This window comes from Kitasatospora sp. NPDC059803 (assembly GCF_042732255.1).
Taxonomy (GTDB): domain Bacteria; phylum Actinomycetota; class Actinomycetes; order Streptomycetales; family Streptomycetaceae; genus Kitasatospora.
Genome location: NZ_JBHWIJ010000113.1, coordinates 4871 through 24765 on the forward strand (window position 1 = coordinate 4871; position 19895 = coordinate 24765).

At 74.0% G+C, this 19895-nt stretch carries 17 protein-coding genes; 14 read left to right on the forward strand and 3 right to left on the reverse strand.

Annotation, left to right across the window (positions count from 1 at the left end; all coding sequences use genetic code 11):
• Window positions 1-104 precede the first annotated feature (104 nt).
• Complete coding sequence (locus ACFV6I_RS19415; protein WP_363367238.1) at window positions 105-911, reverse strand: SAM-dependent methyltransferase; 807 nt, start codon at window positions 909-911, stop codon at window positions 105-107.
• Window positions 912-1187: 276 nt separating this feature from the next.
• Between ACFV6I_RS19415 and ACFV6I_RS19420 the strand changes: the two genes are divergently transcribed.
• The 8 genes from ACFV6I_RS19420 to ACFV6I_RS19455 all read left to right on the forward strand — a co-directional run bounded on the left by ACFV6I_RS19420 (window position 1188) and on the right by ACFV6I_RS19455 (window position 10533).
• On the forward strand, window positions 1188-1652 hold the full coding sequence (locus ACFV6I_RS19420) for an SRPBCC family protein (RefSeq protein WP_380426562.1): 465 nt from the start codon (window positions 1188-1190) through the stop codon (window positions 1650-1652).
• A 73-nt stretch (window positions 1653-1725) separates the two neighbouring features.
• Complete coding sequence (locus tag ACFV6I_RS19425) at window positions 1726-2871, forward strand: aminotransferase class I/II-fold pyridoxal phosphate-dependent enzyme (protein ID WP_380426564.1); 1146 nt, start codon at window positions 1726-1728, stop codon at window positions 2869-2871.
• Between the two features lie 312 nt (window positions 2872-3183).
• Window positions 3184-4473, forward strand: coding sequence for an ergothioneine biosynthesis glutamate--cysteine ligase EgtA (gene egtA, locus ACFV6I_RS19430; RefSeq protein WP_063350060.1), 1290 nt, complete (start codon window positions 3184-3186; stop codon window positions 4471-4473).
• The gene (gene egtB, locus ACFV6I_RS19435; protein ID WP_380426566.1) at window positions 4470-5813 is read left to right on the forward strand and encodes an ergothioneine biosynthesis protein EgtB; all 1344 of its coding nucleotides are present in this window, start codon (window positions 4470-4472) and stop codon (window positions 5811-5813) included. Before egtA ends, egtB begins: the two co-directional genes overlap by 4 nt.
• A complete protein-coding gene (gene egtC / locus ACFV6I_RS19440) occupies window positions 5813-6562 on the forward strand; it encodes an ergothioneine biosynthesis protein EgtC (protein WP_380426568.1) in 750 nt (249 codons plus the stop codon). The genes egtB and egtC overlap by 1 nt, the downstream gene beginning before the upstream one ends.
• A 45-nt stretch (window positions 6563-6607) precedes the next feature.
• Window positions 6608-7579: an L-histidine N(alpha)-methyltransferase gene (gene egtD / locus ACFV6I_RS19445; RefSeq protein WP_063350058.1), complete on the forward strand. Its 972-nt coding sequence runs from the start codon at window positions 6608-6610 to the stop codon at window positions 7577-7579.
• 161 nt (window positions 7580-7740) lie between these two features.
• A complete protein-coding gene (locus tag ACFV6I_RS19450; RefSeq protein ID WP_244293502.1) occupies window positions 7741-9165 on the forward strand; it encodes a sugar porter family MFS transporter in 1425 nt (474 codons plus the stop codon).
• A 237-nt stretch (window positions 9166-9402) separates the two neighbouring features.
• Window positions 9403-10533: a nitric oxide synthase oxygenase gene (locus tag ACFV6I_RS19455; RefSeq protein WP_380426580.1), complete on the forward strand. Its 1131-nt coding sequence runs from the start codon at window positions 9403-9405 to the stop codon at window positions 10531-10533.
• Window positions 10534-10606: 73 nt separating this feature from the next.
• Here the strand turns inward: ACFV6I_RS19455 and ACFV6I_RS19460 are convergent, their stop codons facing one another.
• Window positions 10607-11344 carry a TetR/AcrR family transcriptional regulator gene (locus ACFV6I_RS19460; RefSeq protein WP_380426570.1) on the reverse strand — a complete coding sequence of 246 codons (738 nt, stop codon included), beginning with the start codon at window positions 11342-11344 and terminating at the stop codon, window positions 10607-10609.
• Window positions 11345-11482: 138 nt separating this feature from the next.
• Between ACFV6I_RS19460 and ACFV6I_RS19465 the strand changes: the two genes are divergently transcribed.
• The 4 genes from ACFV6I_RS19465 to ACFV6I_RS19480 all read left to right on the forward strand — a co-directional run bounded on the left by ACFV6I_RS19465 (window position 11483) and on the right by ACFV6I_RS19480 (window position 16528).
• Window positions 11483-12646, forward strand: coding sequence for an acyl-CoA dehydrogenase family protein (locus ACFV6I_RS19465; protein ID WP_380426572.1), 1164 nt, complete (start codon window positions 11483-11485; stop codon window positions 12644-12646).
• 160 nt (window positions 12647-12806) lie between these two features.
• A complete protein-coding gene (locus ACFV6I_RS19470; protein ID WP_063350054.1) occupies window positions 12807-14009 on the forward strand; it encodes an acetyl-CoA C-acyltransferase in 1203 nt (400 codons plus the stop codon).
• Between the two features lie 124 nt (window positions 14010-14133).
• Window positions 14134-14904, forward strand: a complete 771-nt coding sequence (fabG, locus tag ACFV6I_RS19475) for a 3-oxoacyl-ACP reductase FabG (protein WP_244293711.1) — start codon at window positions 14134-14136, stop codon at window positions 14902-14904.
• A 253-nt stretch (window positions 14905-15157) separates the two neighbouring features.
• Entirely contained in the window at window positions 15158-16528 is a 1371-nt protein-coding gene (locus ACFV6I_RS19480; RefSeq protein WP_380426574.1) for a S8 family serine peptidase, read from the forward strand.
• Window positions 16529-16686: 158 nt separating this feature from the next.
• Here the strand turns inward: ACFV6I_RS19480 and ACFV6I_RS19485 are convergent, their stop codons facing one another.
• On the reverse strand, window positions 16687-18846 hold the full coding sequence (locus tag ACFV6I_RS19485; protein WP_380426576.1) for a hypothetical protein: 2160 nt from the start codon (window positions 18844-18846) through the stop codon (window positions 16687-16689).
• A 158-nt stretch (window positions 18847-19004) separates the two neighbouring features.
• Between ACFV6I_RS19485 and ACFV6I_RS19490 the strand changes: the two genes are divergently transcribed.
• Window positions 19005-19529 carry an HAD domain-containing protein gene (locus ACFV6I_RS19490; protein WP_380426578.1) on the forward strand — a complete coding sequence of 175 codons (525 nt, stop codon included), beginning with the start codon at window positions 19005-19007 and terminating at the stop codon, window positions 19527-19529.
• 45 nt (window positions 19530-19574) lie between these two features.
• The gene (locus ACFV6I_RS19495; protein ID WP_380373941.1) at window positions 19575-19862 is read left to right on the forward strand and encodes a hypothetical protein; all 288 of its coding nucleotides are present in this window, start codon (window positions 19575-19577) and stop codon (window positions 19860-19862) included.
• Window positions 19863-19895 lie beyond the last annotated feature (33 nt).

Sequence of the window (19895 nt, forward strand, 5' to 3'; positions counted from 1 at the left end):
GCGCCGCGCCGGGGCCGCTGGGGGCGGGGCGGGGGGCCGGGGGGGGGGACGGGCGGCCGTTGCGGGGTCCCCGGGGCGCTCGGGCACTCGCCCGATCCGTCCGCTCAAGGGCGGAACCCCACGCCCGCCACCCCGGTCATCCGCTCGGGGTGCTCGCCGACCGTCTCCGGCTGGTCCGGGCGCCACTGCGGCAGGTAGACCACGCCCGGTTCGACCAGCTCGAAGCCGGCGAACATCCCGCTGATCTGCTCGTGGGTGCGCATGGTCAGCGGGGTCGGCGTCCTGCGGTAGAGCTCCTGGTGGTCCTCCGCCTGGTCCGGTCGGCCCTCCAGGGAGGCGTGCGAGAGGACCAGCGCGCTGCCGGGCGGGAGCGCGTCACGGAGCGTGCCGATGAGCTTCCACGGGTCCTCGTCGTCGGTGACGAAGTGCGCGACGGCGACCAGCAGGACGGCCACCGGCTCGCCCTGCGCCAGCAGGGCGGCCACCTCGGGGCGGGCCAGCAGGTCGTGGATGTCGCGCAGGTCGGCCTGGACGACCTCGCTGCCGGGGTCGTCCTCCAGCAGCAGGCGGCTGTGCGCGACGGCGACCGGGTCCCGGTCCACGTAGAGGACCGTCGCCTCGGGGCGGATCGCGCGGGCGATCTCGTGCACCGCGCCGAAGGTCGGGATGCCGGAGCCGATGTCCAGGAAGCGGGTGACGCCGCGCTCGGCCAGGAAGGACACGGCCCGCCGCAGGAAGGCCCGGTTGGAGCGCATGATCTGCGGCAGCTCCGGCCACAGGGCCATCGCCTTGCGCGCCATCTCCCGGTCGACCTCGAAGTTGTGCGAGCCCCCCAGGTAGTAGTCGTAGACCCGCGCGGCGTTCGGTTTGTCCAGGTCCGTGCCCTCCGGTACCCAGCTCGGTCGCCGCATGCCTGTGACTCCTTCACTCCGTTTTCCGGGGATGCAGTGCCTCGCGACAGCTGCTGTGACAGACGAGACTACAAGCACACAAGATCCTCCCCTGCACCCCGAACGGCCGCAAGCGGAACACCTCCCTCCTGGCATGCGACGTTTACGGAGCGTTCGCCGCCCGTCTCACCGGCACCGGTCGCGTCGACAGCCGGGCCACCGTAGGGCCCGGGTGTCGGCGAGGGAACCCGACCGAAACGGGCCGGCTCCGGACCGGAGCGTCCTAGGGTGGGGCGCGTGGACCCCAACCACTACCGTTTCCGGGGCACGTGGCGACTCGCGGCGCCGGCGCCCGACGTGTACTCGGCACTGGAGGACGTACGGAGTTACCCGCTGTGGTGGCCCGAGGTCCTCGAAGTCCGGCAGACCGGCGAGGAGTCCGGGGACCTCGTGGTGCGCGCGCTGCTGCCGTACCGGCTGGTGATCCGCCTGGAGACCCGACGGCGCGACCCGGCCGCCGGAGTGCTGGAGGCGGCCATGCGGGGCGATCTCACCGGGTGGTCACGGTTCACCGTCACCTCGGACGGGCCGGGCAGCCGCGTGCTCTTCGAGGAGGACACCCGCCCCGGCAAACCCCTGCTGCGCCGCCTCGCGCTGCCCCTGCACCCGCTGTTCCGGGCCAACCACGCGGTGATGATGCGCCGGGGGCGGCGGGGGCTGGCGGCGCACCTGGGCAGCGGGGGCGGGCCGGCGAAGAGGTGACCACACGGCCGGTGGCGGCCAGGACCCGTCCGGCTCTAGCGTGGCGGCGCACCCCCGACCACCGGAGGCCGTCATGCCCACCACCGCACCGGACGCGTTCGGCTTCGCGGCCCCCTTCGACCGGACCGGGACGGGCAGCAGCAAGTGGGCCCGCGCGGGGGCGCCCGGGGTGATCGCGATGGGCCTGGCGGACATGGACCTGCCCGGGCCCCCGGCCGTGGCCGCCGCGCTGGAGCGCCGGGCCCGCCACCGCGCGTACGGGTACACGGTGTGCGACCCGGCCGGGCGGGCACTGGTGGCCCGCTGGTACCGCTCGCGGCACGGCGTCGAGGTGGATCCGGACTGGGTGCTGCTGCTGCCCTGCGGCCCGCGCACCGCCCTGCGCCTGCTGCTGGAGACCGTGCGCCCGCAGGCGCCGGTGCTGTTCCCGACGCCGGAGTGGGGCGGCTTCGCCCAACTGTGCCGGGCGGCCGGCCTCCCGTACCGGGAACTGCCCCTGGCCGTCGGCCCGGACGGCTACCGGCTCCCGGACGGCCCGCTCCCCCACCCGGCCGGAGCCGTTCTGCTGAGCAGCCCGCACAACCCCTCCGCCCGGGTCTGGCCGACCGCCGAACTGCGGTCCCTCGCCGAGCGGGCGGCGGAGGCCGGCGCGCTGCTGGTCTCGGACGAGGTGCACGGCGATCTCACCCACCCCGGGTACGTCCACCCGGTGGCGGTGGCCACCGTCGACGCGGCGCTCCGGCCCCGGGTGGTCACGCTGAACTCGGTCGGCAAGACCTTCAACTGCTCCGGCCTGCCGAGCAGTTTCGCGCTCGTCCCCGATCCGGGCCTGCGCGCCCGGTTCACCGAGGTGCTGGCCGGCTTCGGCCTCTGGGAGGGCGGCCTGCTGGAGCAGACCGTCCAGCGGGCGGCGCTGGCCGAGGGCGGGCCGTGGCTGGACGCACTGCTCGCCCACCTCGCCGCCGCCCGCGCCCGGCTCACCGGCCGGCTGGGGCCCGCCGTCCGCTCCGCGCCGCAGTCCTCCTACCTGCTCTGGCTGGACGCCGCCGCCCTGGGGCTGCCGCCGGACGGGGCCCGCCGGGCGCTGCTGGAGCGCTGCGGCCTGGAGGCCTCGGACGGCGCCGAGTTCGGCCCCGGCGGCCGGGGCGGGCTGCGGCTGAACTACGCCCTGCCGGGCCCGGTGCTGGACACCGTCCTGGAGCGCCTCGACCGACGGTGACCGAACCGCCGGGGCACCCCGCCCGACGCCCGCGCGCCCTCTGCTCACCGACGTCCCTCAACGCTCCCGCCCGGCACCCCGCGCACGCCCGGAAAGCCGCCCCGGATCCCCGGATTCACCCGATCGCGCCACCCCTGACCTGCAGAAACGAACGTTCACACGATATTTGCGAAGCGCCCCCGCATGCTCCGTAGCAGACTGGGCAGGGTAGTTCGGGCCGCAATCCTGACCCCGAGGATGGTAAGTCCGGTGATACCGACATCCCGCACCACTCCGCCCGACCGGCAGAGCCCCCCAGCGCCCCCGCCGGGGGTGACCCCGCTGACCGAGTCGGGGGCGCTCAGCCACGTGTCGGGCGTCTGCTTCAAGATCGGACCGCCCCGGCTGGTGGGCGTCGAGGTCGAGTGGTTCGTCCACGACGACCGATGTCCCGGTAAGCCCGTCCGACCGGAACTGGTCCACGCCGCACTGGAGTCGCTGCCACTCGGCGGCCCGGACGGGGCCTCGCTCCCCTCCGGCTCGCGGCTCACGCTCGAACCCGGCGGGCAGGTCGAGCTCAGCTCCCCGCCCGCCACCGGCCTCCTGGCCTGCGTCGAGGACACCCGACGCGATCTGACCGCCCTGCGGGCCGCCTTCGCGGCGCAGGGCCTGCGCCTCACCGGCACCGGGACGGACCCGCTGGCCCGCCCCCGCCTGATGGTCCTGGACCACCCCCGCTACCTCGCGATGGAGCGGTTCTTCGACTCCGCCGGCCCCTGGGGCCGGATCATGATGACCGGCACGGCCTCGGTGCAGGTGTGCCTGGACGCCGGCGACGCGGGTGGCCCGCACGCGGTGGAGCGCCGCTGGCGGCTGACCCACCTGCTCGGCCCGGTCCTGGTCGCCGCCTTCGCCAACTCCCCGCTGCTGGACGGCAGGCCGACCGGTCACCGGTCCACCCGGCAGACCGTCTGGTCCCGGATGGACCCGACCCGCACGCTCGCCCCGGAGCCGGACCACGGCGACCCGCGCGAGGCCTGGGCGCAGTACGTGCTGGACGCCGAGGTGCTGTGCGTGCGCCGCCCGGAGGGGCTGCCGTGGACGGCCCCGCCCGGCCTGACCTTCCGCGACTGGGTCCGCGGCGGCGGTGAACGCCCGCCCACGCTGGCCGACTTGGACTACCACCGGACCACCCTGTTCCCGCCGGTGCGCCCGCGCGGCCACCTGGAGCTGCGCATGATCGACGCCCAGCCCGGGGACGGCTGGGTCGTACCCACCGCCCTGGTCACCGCGCTGCTGGACGACCCGCTGGCCGCCGAGGCCGCGCTCGCCGCGCTGGAGCCGCTGGACCGCCCGGACGGTCCGCGCCCGCCGCGCAGCGACGTCTGGCGCCGGGCCGCGACGCTGGCCGTCGCCGATCCCGAGCTGCGCCGCGCCGCCCTGACCTGCTTCGCCGCCGCCGACGCCGCGCTGGGCCGCCTGCCCGGCGCCGGACGGCTGCGCGCCGCCGTCGCCGAGTTCGCCGAGCGCTACCCCGCGCGCGGCCGCTGCCCCGCCGACGACCAGCTGGACGCCCTGCGCTCCGGCACCCGACGCACTCCTCCGGAGGAGGCCGCACCATGACCGACGTCCGCCCCCCTGCCGCCCCGGCGGCGGGCACCGAGGAGTTGCGCGAGACCATCGCGGCCGAACTGCTGGCCGCCCGCGCCCGCACCGCCGCGCTCACCGACTGCGTCGAGGACGGCGACCTCACCGCCCAGCACTCGCCGTTGATGTCCCCGCTGGTCTGGGACCTGGCACACATCGGCAACCAGGAGGAACTCTGGCTGCTGCGCAACGTCGGCGGCCGCGACCCGATGCACCCGGAGATCGACCCGCTGTACGACGCCTTCCAGCACCCCCGGGCCGAGCGGCCGAGCCTGCCGCTGCTGGCGCCCGCCGAGGCCCGGGCGTACGCGCACGAGGTGCGCGGCCGGGTGCTGGACCTGCTGGCGGCCAGTCCGCTGGAGGGGGCGCCGCTGCTGGACGCGGGGTTCGCGTTCGGGATGATCGCCCAGCACGAGCAGCAGCACGACGAGACGATGCTGATCACCCACCAGCTCCGCACGGGGGAGCCGGCGCTGGCCGCTCCCCCGCCGCCGCCCGCCCCGGCGGACGCGGCCGCGCTGCCCGCCGAAGTGCTCGTCCCCGCAGGGCCGTTCACCATGGGCACCGACACCGAGCCGTGGGCGCTGGACAACGAGCGCCCCGCGCACGTGGTCGAGCTGCCCGCCTTCCTGCTGGACACCACGCCCGTCACCAACGCCGCGTACCAGCGGTTCATCGCGGACGGCGGCTACGACGAGCCGCGCTGGTGGACGCCCGAGGGCTGGGAGCACCGGCGGCGGGCCGACCTGACCGCCCCGCTGTTCTGGCGCCTGGACGGCGGCCAGTGGCTGCGGCGCCGGTTCGGCGCGGTGGAGCCCGTCCCGGCGGACGAGCCCGTCCTGCACGTCAGCTGGTACGAGGCGGACGCCTACGCCCGGTGGGCCGGACGGCGGCTGCCGACCGAGGCGGAGTGGGAGAAGGCGGCCCGGCACGACCCGGCGAGCGGCCGCTCCCGCCGCTACCCGTGGGGCGACCAGACCCCCGGAGCCGAGCACGCCAACCTCGGGCAGCGGCACCTGCGCCCGGCCCCGGCCGGCGGCTACCCGGCGGGCGAGTCCCCGTACGGCGTACGGCAGTTGATCGGCGACGTGTGGGAGTGGACGGCCAGCGACTTCCGCCCCTACCCGGGGTTCCGGGCCTGGCCGTACCAGGAGTACTCGGAGGTCTTCTTCGGACCGGAGTACAAGGTGCTGCGCGGCGGCTGCTTCGCGGTGGCGCCGGTCGCCTGCCGGGGCACCTTCCGCAACTGGGACTACCCCGTCCGGCGGCAGATCTTCGCCGGGTTCCGCACCGCCCGCGACCTGGAGGTGGCCTGATGTGCCGCCACCTCGCCTACCTGGGTGAGCCGGTGGCGCCGCAGGAGCTGCTGGTGCACCCGCCGCACGGCCTGTACCGGCAGTCCTGGGCGCCCCGGGCGCAGCAGTACGGCACGGTCAACGCGGACGGCTTCGGCCTCGGCTGGTACGCGGACGGCGACGAGGTGCCGGCCCGCTACCGCCGGGACGGGCCGATCTGGGCGGACGCCGCGTTCGCCGACCTCGCCCGGGTGATCCGCACCCGGGCGCTGCTGGCGGCGGTGCGCTCCGCCACCGAGGGCTGCGCGGCGGGCGAGAGCGCGGCGGCGCCGTTCGCGGCCGGGCACTGGCTGTTCAGCCACAACGGCGCGGTGGCGGGCTGGCCGGGCAAGCTGGACGCGCTGGCCGCCCTGCTCCCGCCGGCCGAGCTGCTGGAGCTGGAGGCGCGCACCGACTCGGCGCTGCTGTGGGCCCTGGTCCTGCACCGGCTGCGGGCGGGGGCCGGGCTCGGCGAGGCGCTGGCGGGCACCGTCGCGGACGTCACCGCGCACACCACCGGCCGGCTCAACCTGCTGCTCACCGACGGCCGCACGCTCGCCGCGACCGCCTGGGGCGACACCCTGCACCACCGCGACCTGCCTGGGCTCGGCACGGTGGTGGCCTCCGAGCCGTACGACGACGCCCCCGGCTGGACGGCCGTTCCGGACGGCTCGCTGGTGGTGGTCGACGAGCGCGGCGTCACCGTCCGTCAGCTCCTCGGCCGCTACTGATCCTCCATCGCCCCTTCATCTTCTGAACAGAGGACCCACCCTGTCATGGACACATTTGATCTCACCCGGCTGCTGCCCGCCGACCACTTCAGCACCGCGCTGCGCCACGACGTGCAGCACGGGCTGACCTCCGAACCCAAGTGGCTGCCGCCGAAGTGGTTCTACGACGCGCGGGGCAGCGAGCTGTTCGAGGAGATCACCCGGCTGCCGGAGTACTACCCGACCCGCGCCGAGCGGGCCATCCTGACCGCCCGGGCCGGCGAGATCGCCGCCGCCACCGGGGCCCGCACGCTGGTCGAGCTGGGCTCCGGCTCCTCCGAGAAGACCCGGCTGCTGCTGGACGCGCTGCGCGCGCTCGGCACCCTGGAGACGTACGTCCCGGTGGACGTCAGCGAGAGCGCGCTGACCGCCGCCGGCGTCGCGCTCGCCGCCGAGTACCCCGGGCTCGCCGTGCACGGCGTGCTGGCCGACTTCACCGCCCGGCTCGGCCTGCCCCCGGAGGGCGGCCCCCGGCTGGTCGCCTTCCTCGGCGGCACCCTGGGCAACCTGCTGCCCGAGGAGCGGGCGGCCTTCCTGCGCGGGCTGCGCGCGGCCCTCGACCCGGGCGACTTCCTGCTGCTCGGCACCGACCTGGTCAAGGACCCGTCGATGCTGGTCGCCGCCTACGACGACGCGGCCGGGGTGACCGCCGAGTTCAACCTCAACGTGCTCAACGTGCTCAACCGCGAGCTGGGCGCCGACTTCGACCCGACCGCGTTCGCGCACGTCGCGCGGTGGGACCCGGACCGGGAGTGGATCGAGATGCGGCTGCGCTCGCTGCGCGCGCAGACCGTGAAGATCCCGGCGCTGAACCTGCCGGTGCACTTCGACCGGGGCGAGGAGCTGCGCACCGAGGTGTCCGCCAAGTTCCGCCGGGAGCGGGTGTCCGCCGAGCTGGCGGCGGCCGGGCTGCGGCTGAGCCACTGGTGGACGGACGAGGAGGGCCGGTTCGGGCTGTCCCTGTCCGCCCCGGCGTAGGGAGGTTCGGCGGCGCAGGGGCGTTCGGCGCGGCTGAATTTGCTTGTTCACTTTACGAATACTCAGAGCAAAAATTGAGGTTTCAGGTGTACAAGACTTAAACGAATAGGGGTTACGATCTCGGCTACCGAGCTCAGCGTTGAGTACCAGGAGTCAAGATCGTGAGCGTCACCAAGCAGCCCTCCGGGGCGGTCGAGGCCTCCGCGCCCGGCCGCCTCGGCTTCGTCGTCTTCATCACCGCCGCCGCAGCCCTCGGCGGGTTCCTGTTCGGCTACGACAGTTCCGTGATCAACGGCGCCGTCTCCGGAATCCAGGAGAAGTTCGGCGTCGGCGACGGCGTGACCGGTCTGATCGTCTCCTCCGCCCTGCTGGGCTCGGCGATCGGCGCCGCACTGGCCGGCCGGTTCGCCGACCGCTACGGCCGCATCAAGGTCATGAAGGCGGGCGCGCTGCTGTTCGCGGTCAGCGCGATCGGCTCGATGCTCCCCTTCGCCGCCTGGGACCTCGCCTTCTGGCGCGTGCTCGGCGGCGCGGCCATCGGCATCGCCTCGGTGATCGCCCCGACCTACATCGCCGAGGTCGCGCCCACCAAGTACCGGGGCCGCCTGGCCTCCTTCCAGCAGGCCGCGATCGTGCTCGGCATCGCGATCTCCCAGCTGGTCAACTGGCTGCTGGCGAACGCGGCCGGCGGCGACACCCGCGGCCAGCTGCTCGGCCTGGAGGCCTGGCAGTGGATGCTCGGCATCTGCGTCGTCCCGGCCGCGGTCTACTTCACCCTCGCCTCGGTGATCCCCGAGTCCCCGCGCTACCTGATCCAGGCCGGCCGGCTGGACGACGCCCGCGCCGTGCTCGCCCAGGTCGAGGGCCAGGACATCGACACCGACGCCCGGATCGCCGAGGTCCAGGGGCTGATCGCCTCCGACCACCGCCCGCGCTTCGGCGACCTGCTCGGCGGGCGCTTCGGCCTGCTGCCGATCGTCTGGGTCGGCATCGGCCTGTCGGTCTTCCAGCAGCTGGTCGGCATCAACGTGATCTTCTACTACTCGTCGATCCTGTGGCAGTCGGTCGGCATCGACCAGAGCAACTCGCTGCTGATCAGCTTCGTCGGCTCGGTCATCAACATCCTCGGCACCGTCGTCGCGATCCTGCTGGTGGACCGGATCGGCCGCAAGCCGCTCGCCCTGATCGGCTCGGCCGGCATGGCCGTCGCGCTCGGCGCGGCCGGCTGGGCGTTCTCCTCCGCCACCGGCAGCGGCGACAACGTCACGCTGCCCGACCTCCAGGGCACCGTCGCACTGGTCGCCGCCAACGCCTTCGTGCTGTTCTTCGCGATGTCCTGGGGCGTCGTCGTCTGGGTGATGCTCGGCGAGATGTTCCCGAACCGCATCCGGGCCGCCGCGCTGTCCGTCGCCGCCTCCGCGCAGTGGATCGCCAACTGGGCGATCACCGTGTCGTTCCCGTCGATGTCGCGTTGGAACCTGTCGGCGACCTACCTGGTGTACGCGGCGTTCGCGGCGCTGTCGATCGTCTTCGTGGCGAAGTTCATGAAGGAGACCAAGGGCGTCCGACTGGAGGACATGGGCTGATCCGACAGTCCGACCATCGGCCCCCGCACCCTAGCGCGATCAGCGCGGGTGCGGGGGCCGAATCGTTCACTCCCTGCGGCGGCCCGGACACCTCCGGTACTCCTGTTCGCCAGGAGGGATGTGTCCTTGATCTTCAACCGGCTCCGCGCCCGCAGACCAGCCGCCGCCCCCGCCGCCCCCGCCGGCGGCTGCCCGTACGCCCACACCCACACCCACACCCACGCCCCGACCGCGGCCCTGCCGTCGCCCCCGCCATCGTCCACGCCGCCGCCATCGTCCACGCCGCCGTTCACCGACCCGGAGCAGGCCGCCGAGTTCATCCGCCGCTTCCATCGCGAGCAGCCCGCCACCGGGGCCCCGGACGCCCGGATACGGGCCGTCCTCGACGAGATCGGGCGCACCGGCAGCTACGAGCACACCTCCGCCGAACTCGCCTACGGCGCCAAGCTCGCCTGGCGCAACGCCGCCCGCTGCATCGGCCGGCTGTACTGGCGCAGTCTGGTGGTGCGCGACCTGCGCCACCTCGACTCGGCCGACGACATCGCCGCCGAGTGCTTCGAGCACCTGCGGCTGGCCGGCAACGGCGGACGGATCCGCCCGGTGGTCTCGGTGTTCGCCCCCGACCGCCCGGGCCACCCGGCCGCCCGCATCGTCAACCAGCAGCTGGTCCGCTACGCCGGCCACCGGGTCGGCGACGCCGTCGTCGGCGACCCGGCCGGCACCGCACTCGCCGCCCGCGCCCGCGACCTCGGCTGGAAGTGCGCCGAGGACCGCTTCGAGGTGCTGCCGCTGCTCGTCCAGGAACGCCCCGACGAGCGCCCGCGCTGGTACGAGCTGCCGGACGACACCACCCTGGAGGTGCCACTCACCCACCCCGCGTACGACTGGTTCGCCGGCCTGGGCCTGCGCTGGTACGCGGTGCCCGCGATCAGCGACATGACGCTGGAGATCGGCGGCGTCCGCTACCCGGCCGCGCCCTTCAACGGCTGGTACATGGGCACCGAGATCGGCGCCCGCAACCTCGCCGACGCCGACCGCTACGACCTGCTCGGCACCGTCGCCGAGCGCCTGGGCCTGGACACCTCCAGCGAGCGCACGCTCTGGCGCGACCGCGCGCTGATCGAGCTCAACATCGCGGTGCTGCACTCCTTCCAGGAGACCGGAGTGACGATCGCCGACCACCACACCGAGTCCGAGCGCTTCCTCCGGCACGTCGCCCAGGAGAAGCGGCTCGGCCGGCCGACCCCGGCGGACTGGAGCTGGATCGTGCCCCCGGTCTCCGGCGGACTCACGCCCGTCTACCACCGGTACTACGACCCGGTGGACCCGTCGCTGCGGCCGGCCTTCCTGGCGCGCGAGCCCTGGTGAGGCGGGGGCGGGAACGGCGGAAACAGCGGGACGGTGGGACGGGGGACGGGGGGAAGGTCGGCGGCGGCGGGGTCTAGGGGCGTTCGGTGAGGCGCTCGAAGCGCAGGACGAGCCCGTCGAGCAGCGCTTCCAAGCCGGTCTCGAAGGCGCCCTCGTCCACCGTCCCGCGGTGCCCGGCCAGCCGGTGCGCCTCGCCGAGGTGCGGGTAGTCGGCCGCGTCGTACACCTCGGCGTCCGCGGGGAAGCCGGCCGCGAAGGAGGCCAGCGCCGAGCCGGTGACGAAGTAGCGCATCAGCGCGCCGATCCGGGTGGCCTGGCCGCGCGGCCAGCCGGCCTCGACCAGGTGGCCGAAGACCGCGTCGGCCAGGCGCAGCGCGTTCGGCCGGCGGCCCGGGCCCTGGGCGAGCACCGGCACGATGTTGGGGTGGGCGGCGAGGGCGGCGCGGTAGGAGCGGGCCCAGGCGCGCAGCGCGTCCGGCCAGGGTGTCGGCCGGCCGTGGGGCGGGCCGTCGGGCGTAGCGGTGGGTGCGTCGTCGGGCGTGCCGTCGGGCTTAGCGGTGGGCGTAGCGGTGGGCGGGCCGTCGGGCGTGCCGAACATCGACAAGTCGACCTCGCCGATCACGCTGTCCACCACCGCGTCCAGCAGTTCGTCCTTGGTCGCGACGTGGTTGTAGAGCGAGGGACCGCTGACCGACAGTTCGGTGGCGAGGCGGCGGGTGGAGAGGGCCGCCAGGCCCTCGGCGTCGATCAGCCGCAGAGCAGCGGCGACGATGCGCTCGCGGCTGAGCAGCGGGGTGCGCGGGCGGGCCATCGGGGTGCTGCCTCCGGTTCCTCCGGTCGGGTGGGGCGGGGACCGATTCTGGCAGGTGCCCCTTCCCAGCGCGGGCCGGCCGGGGCTACAGTCCCTCCATAAAACTTGCAGCGCTAGTTTAATGGATCTGGAGCCGCCGTGAACCTGGAGCTGTCCGAGGAGCAGAGCGCCGTCCGGGACCTCGCCGCCTCCTTCACCGACCGCGAGATCGCTCCGCACGCCGCCGCCTGGGACCGTGCCGAGTCCGTCGACCGCGCGATCATCGGCAAACTGGCCGGGCTCGGCTTCCTCGGCCTCACCGTCCCCGAGGATTACGGCGGCAGCGGCGGCGACCACCTCGCGTACTGCCTGGTCCTGGAGGAGCTCGGCCGCGGCGACTCGGCCGTCCGCGGCATCGTCTCGGTCACGCTCGGCCTGGTCGCCAAGTCCGTCAACGGCTACGGGACCGAGGAGCAGAAGCAGCACTGGCTCCCCCGGCTCACCTCGGGCGAGTCGCTCGGCTGCTTCGCGCTCACCGAACCCGGCACCGGCTCCGACGCGGCCAACCTCAGCACCCGCGCCGTCCGGGACGGCGACGACTGGCTGATCAGCGGCGCCAAGATGTTCATCACCAACGGCACCTGGGCCGACGTCGCCCTGGTCTTCGCCCGCACCGGCGGCGACGACCCCGACCGGCAGGGCCACAAGGGCATCACCGCTTTCCTGGTGCCCACCGACCTGCCCGGCTTCACCCGCACCGAGATCCACGGCAAGCTCGGCCTGCGCGGCCAGGCCACCGCCGAGCTCGCCCTCGACCGGGTCCGGGTGCCCGACAGCGCGCGGCTCGGCGAGGTCGACAAGGGGTTCCGGGTGGCGATGTCCGCGCTCGCCAAGGGCCGGATGTCCGTCGCGGCGGGCTGCGTCGGCATCGCCCGCGCCTGCCTGGAGGCCGCCGTCCGCTACGCCGGCGAGCGCGAGCAGTTCGGCCGCCCGATCGCCTCGCACCAACTCGTCCAGGAACTGCTGGCCGGCATCGCCGTCGACGTCGAGGCCGCCCGGCTGCTCACCTGGAAGGTCGCCGACCACATCGAACGCGGTCTGCCGTTCGCCACCGAGTCCTCCGTCGCCAAGCTCTACGCGAGCGAGGCCGCCGTCCGGGCCGCCAACAACGCGCTCCAGGTGTTCGGCGGCTACGGCTTCATCGACGAGTACCCGGTCGGCAAGTACCTGCGCGACGCGCGGGTCATGACCCTCTACGAGGGCACCAGCCAGATCCACCAGTTGCTCATCGGCCGCGCCCTCACCGGGGTCAACGCCTTCTGACCAGCCCGTTCATCCCATCCGATCAGCCAGGACAGGTCAATCGGACCACCCGGACCACCCGGATCACCCGGACCGTCCTGACCGTCCTGACTGCTCGGATCACCCTGACTGCTCGGATCACTCGGATCACTCGGATTCAACCGGATAGGAGCCCGACGACGTGCGTCCCGTCTACTTCGCCGCAGCCCGCCGCACACCCATCGGCCGGCTGCGCGGAGCGCTCGCCACGGTCCGCCCGGACGACCTCTCGGCCACCGTGCTGCGCGCCCTGCTCGCCGACGTCCCCGCCCTCGACCCCGCCCGCATCGACGACGTCTACTGGGGCGCCGCCAACCAGGCCGGCGAGGACAACCGCAACGCCGCCCGGATGGCCGTCCTGCTGGCCGGCCTGCCGGAGACCGTCCCCGGCGCCACCGTCAACCGGCTCTGCGCCTCCGGGCTGGAGGCCGTCACCCTCGCCGCCCGGGCCATCGGCTCCGGCGAGGCCGACGTCGTCCTGGCCGGCGGCTGCGAGTCGATGACCCGCGCCCCCTTCGTCCTCCCCCGCCCCGACGAGGCCCTCCCGCACCGGATCGAGACCTACGACACCCGGCTCGGCTGGCGGCTCACCAACCCCCGGATGGCCGAACTGCACGGCGTGCTCAGCATGGGCGAGACCGCCGAGGAGGTGGCCGGCCGGTACGGCATCGGGCGGGAACGCCAGGACGCCTTCGCGCTGCGCAGCCACCAACGGGCCGCCGCCGCCCGCAAGGACGGCCACTTCGACGCCGAGCTGATCCCGGTCGAACGGCCCGACGGCGTGACGGTCGGCCAGGACGAGGGCATCCGCGAGGACACCAGCCTGGAGAAACTCGCCCGCCTCAAGCCCGCCTTCCGCCCCGGCGGCACCGTCACGGCCGGCAACGCCTCGCCGATGAACGACGGCGCGGCCGGGCTGCTCCTGGTCGGCGAGGAGGCGCTGCGCGACCTCGGGCTGCGACCGCTCGGCCGGTACGTGGCCGGCGCCTCCGTCGGGGTGCACCCCGACGTGATGGGCATCGGCCCGGTGCCGGCCACCCGCAAGGTGCTCGGCCGGGCCGGCTGGTCGCTGGCCGACCTCGACACCGCCGAACTCAACGAGGCCTTCGCCGCCCAGGCCCTGGCCTCCGCCGACGGCATCGGATTCACCCCCGAACAGGCCGACGAACTGGTCAACCCGAGCGGCGGGGCGATCGCGCTCGGCCACCCGCTGGGCGGCTCCGGCGCGCGCATCCTCACCACCCTGCTGCACCGGATGCGCCGCACCGACGCCCGGCGCGGGCTCGCCACCATGTGTGTGGGGGTCGGTCAGGGCACTGCCGTCCTCGTCGAGAACGTTGACTGAGTGCGGGCCCGCGTTCGCGGCCGAGTTCACGGTCGAGTCCGCGTCCGAGTTCACGTCCGAGTTCGAGTTCACGTCCGAGTCCAAGGGAGCACCAGGAATGACTGAAGTAGCCGCAGTGGCTGAAGTGACGGGCCTGGCGGGCAGGTTCGCGGGGCGGGTCGCCGTCGTGACCGGCGCCGCGCAGGGCATCGGCGCGGCCACCGCCCGCCGGCTCGCCGAGGAGGGCGCGACCGTCGCCGTCGTCGACCTCACCGCCGAACGGGCCGCCGGGACGGTCGCGGAGATCACCGCCAAGGGCGGCACCGCTCGGGCGTACGGCTGCGACGTGGCCGACTACGACGCCGTCGAGGCGGTGTTCGCGCAGGTCGCGGCGGACCTCGGCGGGGTGCACATCCTGGTGAACAACGCCGGGATCACCCGGGACAACCTGTTCTTCAAGATGCCGAAGGCCGACTGGGACGCGGTCCTGACCGTCAATCTGACCAGCGCGTACAACTGCAGCCACGTCGCGCAGAAGTACATGGTGGCGCAGAAGTACGGGAAGATCGTCTCGCTCAGCTCGCGCTCCGCCCTCGGCAACCGGGGGCAGGCCAACTACGCGGCCGCCAAGGCCGGCATCCAGGGGCTCACCGCGACCCTCGCGATCGAGCTGGGGCCGTTCAACATCAACGTCAACGCCGTCGCCCCCGGGTACATCGCCACCGCGATGACCGCGGCCACCGCCGAGCGGGTCGGCAGCACGGCCGAGGACCAGCACGCAGAGGTCTCCGCCCGGACCCCGCTGCGCCGGGTGGGACAGCCGGAGGAGATCGCGTCCGTGGTCGCCTTCCTGGCCAGCGAGGACGCCTCGTACGTCAGCGGGCAGACGCTGTACGTCAACGGCGGGGCGCGGTAGGGCTGGCCCGGGCGGGGATCGTCAAGAACCGTTCAGCATTAGTACGATAATACTGACGTGTCGTCACATAACCGTCCCGGGCGTGGGGTTACCTTCACCTGGGACGGTCTTTACCTTTTCGCGTGGCCGAGCATGACCATGCCTCTGATCAGGCGACCCCACCAAATGACTATGGCATGATCATGCGGCAGTCGATGGGATGGCCGGACCGACCCGACCGGACCAGGTCGGGCCCTGCGCCCCAAGGAGTCCCATGGGCAGCCCCGCCCCCCTTCGCCGTGCCCTGGCTCTGCTCGCCGTCGGGGCCACCGCCCTCACGGCCGGCACCATCGCCGTCCCGGCGGTCGGCGCCGCGACCACCGCCCCCGCGCACGACCTCACGGGCGTCCACGTCCGCCCCGCCTCCTTCGGGCACCACAACGCCCAGGGCCGCACCGCCCCGCTGACCACCACCCAGTGCGTCAGTCAGATCGGCATCCACTGCTACTCGCCGCTGCAGTACCGGAACGCCTACAACCTGAACCCGCTGTACCAGGAGGGCATCACCGGCAAGGGCCGCACGATCGTCATCGTCGACTCCTTCGGCTCGCCGACCATCCAGCACGACCTGGAGGTCTTCGACAAGCAGTGGGGCATCCAGGACACCAACGTCGAGGTGGTCAAGTGGGGCAACGTCCCCGCCTTCGACCCCAAGAACCCCGACCACACCGGCTGGGCCGGCGAGACCACGCTGGACGTCGAGTACGCCCACGCCATCGCCCCCGACGCGCACATCGTCCTGGTCGAGACCGGTGTCGCCGAGACCGAGGGCACCACCGGTCTGCCCGAGATGATGGACGCCGAGAAGGCCCTCATCAAGGCCGGCCGCGGCGACGTCATCTCGCAGAGCTTCGGCGCCACCGAGAACACCTTCCCGGGGTACGACAAGGGCGACTTCAAGTCGCTCACCGACCTGCGCTACGCCTTCCAGGCCGCCGCCGACCACAACGTCACCGTGCTCGCCGCCTCCGGCGACAACGGCGCCACCGACGCGCAGACCAACGGCACCGACCTGTACCCGTACAAGGTCAACTCCTGGCCGTCCTCCGACCCGCTGGTCACCTCCATCGGCGGCACCCAGCTCACCCTGGACGACAACGGCGCGCGCACCGCGCCCGACAAGGTGTGGCACGACAAGTCCGGCGCCGGCGGCGGTGGCGTCTCCGGCATCTTCGAGCGCCCGTGGTACCAGGCCGGCGTCGCCAACGTCACCGGCAACCACCGCGGCACGCCCGACATCAGCATGAGCGCGGCCGTCGACGGCGGCGCCTGGACCTACGAGTCCTACGACCCGACCTCCGTCGGCTGGCACCTCACCGGCGGCACCAGCGAGGCCACCCCGCTGTTCTCCGGCGTCGTCGCCCTCGCCGACCAGCTCGCCGGCCACCGCCTCGGCCAGCTCAACTGGCGCCTGTACGGGCTCAACCTGCTCCCGAGCGCGTGGAGCGGCATCACGGACGTGAAGGAGGGCGACAACTCCTGGGGCGGCGTCACCGGCTACACCGCCACCGAGGGCTACGACCTCTCCAGCGGCCTCGGCACCATCGACGGCGCGAAGTTCGTCCACGCCATCGCCGGTCGCTGACGGGCAGTGGTGGGTAGCAAGTAACAACTAACAGCGAACAGATAACAGATTTCGAAATCTGTTATCTGTTCGCTGTTTTCTGTTTTTTGTTTTCTGTTCGGTGTTAGTTGCTCGCAGCCCGGTGCCGGTCGTCCGGCCCGGCCGTGCGGCGCGAAGGGTCAGACGCGGTCCGCCAGGGCGGAAGCGGGCTCCGAGGCGGGCGGCGTTGCGGGCTCCGGGGCGGCGGCCAGTTGGGCGAGGTAGCGCTCGGCGGCGCGGAGCTTACGGCCGTCGGGGCCCGGGAGGTAGGCGCGGAGCTCGATGATCTCCGGGGCGATCCGAAGGGCCGCCGCGCGGTCGGGGACCGAGCGCCAGCAGGCCTCGGCATTGGTGGCCGCCTGCTGGGTCTCCGGGTGGTCCGGCCCCTGCGAACGGAGCAGCGCCAGGGCCACCTCGCGGTAGATGTCCGCGGCCTCGGCCGGCCGGCCCGCGAGACGGCACACGTGTGCCCGGACCTGGCGCACCTGGAGGACCGGTTCGGAGGCGGCGCCGTGCTCGGCGATCGCCTCCAGTTCGAGGGCGAAGGCGAGTTCGGTGGCGGCACCGTGCTCCCCGGCATCCGCGCTGCGGACGATCCGGCCGATGGCCTCCCGGTAGTCGGCACGCGGCTGACCGGACGCCGGAGCGTCGACGGGCACCGCATCGTCAGGCATCTCGTCCGCCGGCACCGCGTCTGCTGGCACCGCGTCCGCTGGGGCCTCCGTCACGGGGGCCGCGTCAACGGGAGGGGCCTGCGTCAGAGCGGCGTCCTGCGGTTCCGCCGTCGGCGTGGCGACGTCCGCCGGCGCCTGCTCCGGCTCCCGCTCCCGCTCGGACTCCAACTCCAACTCCGGCTCCGGCCCCGGCTGCTGGGGCTTGGCCAGCGTCACGCCTGCGGACCGCTCGACGACCTCGGGCGTCGCGTCCGCCGGAGCGGGCTTGTGCAGGGTCACGCCAGCCGGGCCGGCCGGCTGCCCCTTCAGCAGGCTGACCGGGCGGGCCGGCCTGGGTGGGGTGGGCGGCACGCCGGGCTTGACCAGGCTCACCGGACCGGCCTCGGTCCCAGGAGCCGGGGAGGCCGACGACGGCAAGGCCGGGGGCGCCACGGGCGGTTCGACGACGGCGTCCTGCGACTCCGCCCGACCCGGCACCGGCGGCACCGACAGCACGGCCGGCCCGGACGACACCACATCGGCCCGCACGGCATCGACCGGCGGCACCGCGTGAACCGGCACCACGTCGGCCCGCACTGCATCGACCGGCGCCGACACGTCGGCCGGCGGACCGTCGCCACGGCGGGCGGTGTTGCGGAAGACCGGGCGGTCCGGGGCGTGCGTGGCCAGGATGACGACGTCCGGCCGCAGCACCGAGTACACCTGTTGCCGCAGTTGCTCGGGCGCGAGCACGTCCCCCGCGCCGGGGTGGCCGCCGTGCAGCGCCTCGATCAGGGCCCTGGTGAAGGTGCCGATCTGCTCCGGGTCCGGGCTGACGACCGCCCAGAGCGGGATGCCCTCGCTGAGCGGCGAGGCGGCGCCCTGGAGGTACGGCCAGGCGTTCTGGTCGGCGCTGAGGTCGGCGACGACGAGGGTCTGCCACTCGGCCGGACGGTGGCTCAGCTCGGCGGCGACGGCCTGCCAGGGCAGGCCGTCCTGCTTGGAGTCGCGCAGGGTGAGCTGGAGCTGTCCGCCGCGCTTGTCGGCGACCACGTGACCGCCCAAGTGGACGAGCAACGGCCCCGGATGGCGGGACGCGGCGCGCAGGTGGGCGAGGACGGTGTGCGGGTCGCTGGCGCCGGGGAGGTGGACGGCGTCCACCGCGTCCGCGGCGAGCAGTACCTGCGGTGAGACGGCCGCGAGCATCGCGGACAGCACCGACGCCTGGGCGGGACCGCCCCGACCCCAGGTGCGGCGCCCGGAGTTGCCGTAGCCGCCCTCGACGACCAGGATCCGTCCGCGCGGCGCCGCCCCCAGTCCGCCCGCGCCGGGGGCGCTCACGCCCGGGGCCGGGAAGGGCGGCGGCGTGGCCGTGGACGGCGGCGCGCCCACGGCGGGCATGCCGGTGACGGTCCATCCGGTGGGCGCGGTCGGCGGCGGTCCCGGCACCGCGGCCGGAGCCGTCGGAGCCGACGGCGGGGCTGCCGGAGCGGACGGCGGGAGCAGGGGCACGGGCGGCGGCTCGTAGAGCGCGGCGGGCCCGGGCGGGTGCTCCTCGGCCGGGGTGCGCGGCGGCGGTACGGCGTCCCAGGGGCCCGAGTCCGCTGCCGGTTCGGGGCCTCCGGGGACAGCTGTCGTCTCCGCCATCTTCTGGTCACCGCCCACCCCGCCGCTTCGCGGCGTCTGATGCCCTTGCTGGGTGGTGCCTGCCACCACTCCCGTCGCGCCACCCTACGAGATCCCGGCACACCCGATCCAGGCCGGGTCTCCGATCGGCGTGCCACGCGGCCCGCTATCGTGCCGTCATGGCAGGCCCCGGTACACCTCTCCTGTTCCTCGACGTCGACGGACCGCTCATCCCCTTCGGCGCGCCGCCCCCGGGCGGCTACCCCGTCTTCCGCGGCGTCTCCGCCGCCGCACCCGGCCCGGGTGTCAACCCCCTGCTGGCCCGCGTCGATCCGGCGCTCGGCGGGCGCCTGCTGAGCCTGCCGTGCGAACTGGTGTGGGCGACGACGTGGATGTCCGATGCGAACGACTGCCTCTCCCCCTGGCTCGGACTGCCGCAACTACCCGTCGTGAGCTGGCCGGTGGAGGACGGCGACGAACCGGCCGGCCTGCACGGGAAGACCCGCGCGCTGGTCGCCCGGGCCGCCGGCCGCCCGTTCGTCTGGGTGGACGACGAGATCGCCGCCACCGACCGCCGCTGGGTCTCGGCCCACTCGCCCGCCCCCGCGCTCCTTCACCGGGTCGACCACCAACGCGGCCTCACCGCAGCCGACTTCGCCACCCTGGACGCCTGGTTGCGCACACACCGACACGACACGCCTTAGACTCTCCGACCATCTAAACTCCCCGACCATCTAAACTCCCCGGCCATGGACTTCGCCGCCGGACCGCCCCTGCCCTGGCACCTGACACTGGACGGCGGGGCGGTGGTCGAGCTGTGGGCGGACGGGTACGGCGTCGAGGGCGGGGCGTACGTCTTCAGCGTGCTCGCCCGGGCCACCGTGGCGGAGCAGGGGCAGGTCGACGTCGTCGCCCGGACGCCGGCGGACCGGACCCGGGTGGGTGTGGCGGTGGCCCGGGTCCCGCTCGCCGCCGTCCGGGACGTCCACACCGCCACCGAGCGCACCGTCGACGGCCGGTGCGTCTGCCCGACCTGACCGACGGGCCTGACCGGCCCGGCCCTGCATGCC

Bases quoted from the DNA above. Each gene is read 5' to 3' on its own strand.
- ACFV6I_RS19415 (WP_363367238.1), bottom strand. From the start codon at position 911: ATGCGGCGACCGAGCTGGGTACCGGAGGGCACGGACCTGGACAAACCG.
- ACFV6I_RS19425 (WP_380426564.1), top strand. From the start codon at position 1,726: ATGCCCACCACCGCACCGGACGCGTTCGGCTTCGCGGCCCCCTTCGAC.
- egtB (WP_380426566.1), top strand. From the start codon at position 4,470: ATGACCGACGTCCGCCCCCCTGCCGCCCCGGCGGCGGGCACCGAGGAG.
- egtC (WP_380426568.1), top strand. From the start codon at position 5,813: ATGTGCCGCCACCTCGCCTACCTGGGTGAGCCGGTGGCGCCGCAGGAG.
- egtD (WP_063350058.1), top strand. From the start codon at position 6,608: ATGGACACATTTGATCTCACCCGGCTGCTGCCCGCCGACCACTTCAGC.
- ACFV6I_RS19460 (WP_380426570.1), bottom strand. From the start codon at position 11,344: ATGGCCCGCCCGCGCACCCCGCTGCTCAGCCGCGAGCGCATCGTCGCC.
- ACFV6I_RS19480 (WP_380426574.1), top strand. From the start codon at position 15,158: ATGGGCAGCCCCGCCCCCCTTCGCCGTGCCCTGGCTCTGCTCGCCGTC.
- ACFV6I_RS19485 (WP_380426576.1), bottom strand. From the start codon at position 18,846: ATGGCGGAGACGACAGCTGTCCCCGGAGGCCCCGAACCGGCAGCGGAC.
- ACFV6I_RS19490 (WP_380426578.1), top strand. From the start codon at position 19,005: ATGGCAGGCCCCGGTACACCTCTCCTGTTCCTCGACGTCGACGGACCG.
- ACFV6I_RS19495 (WP_380373941.1), top strand. From the start codon at position 19,575: ATGGACTTCGCCGCCGGACCGCCCCTGCCCTGGCACCTGACACTGGAC.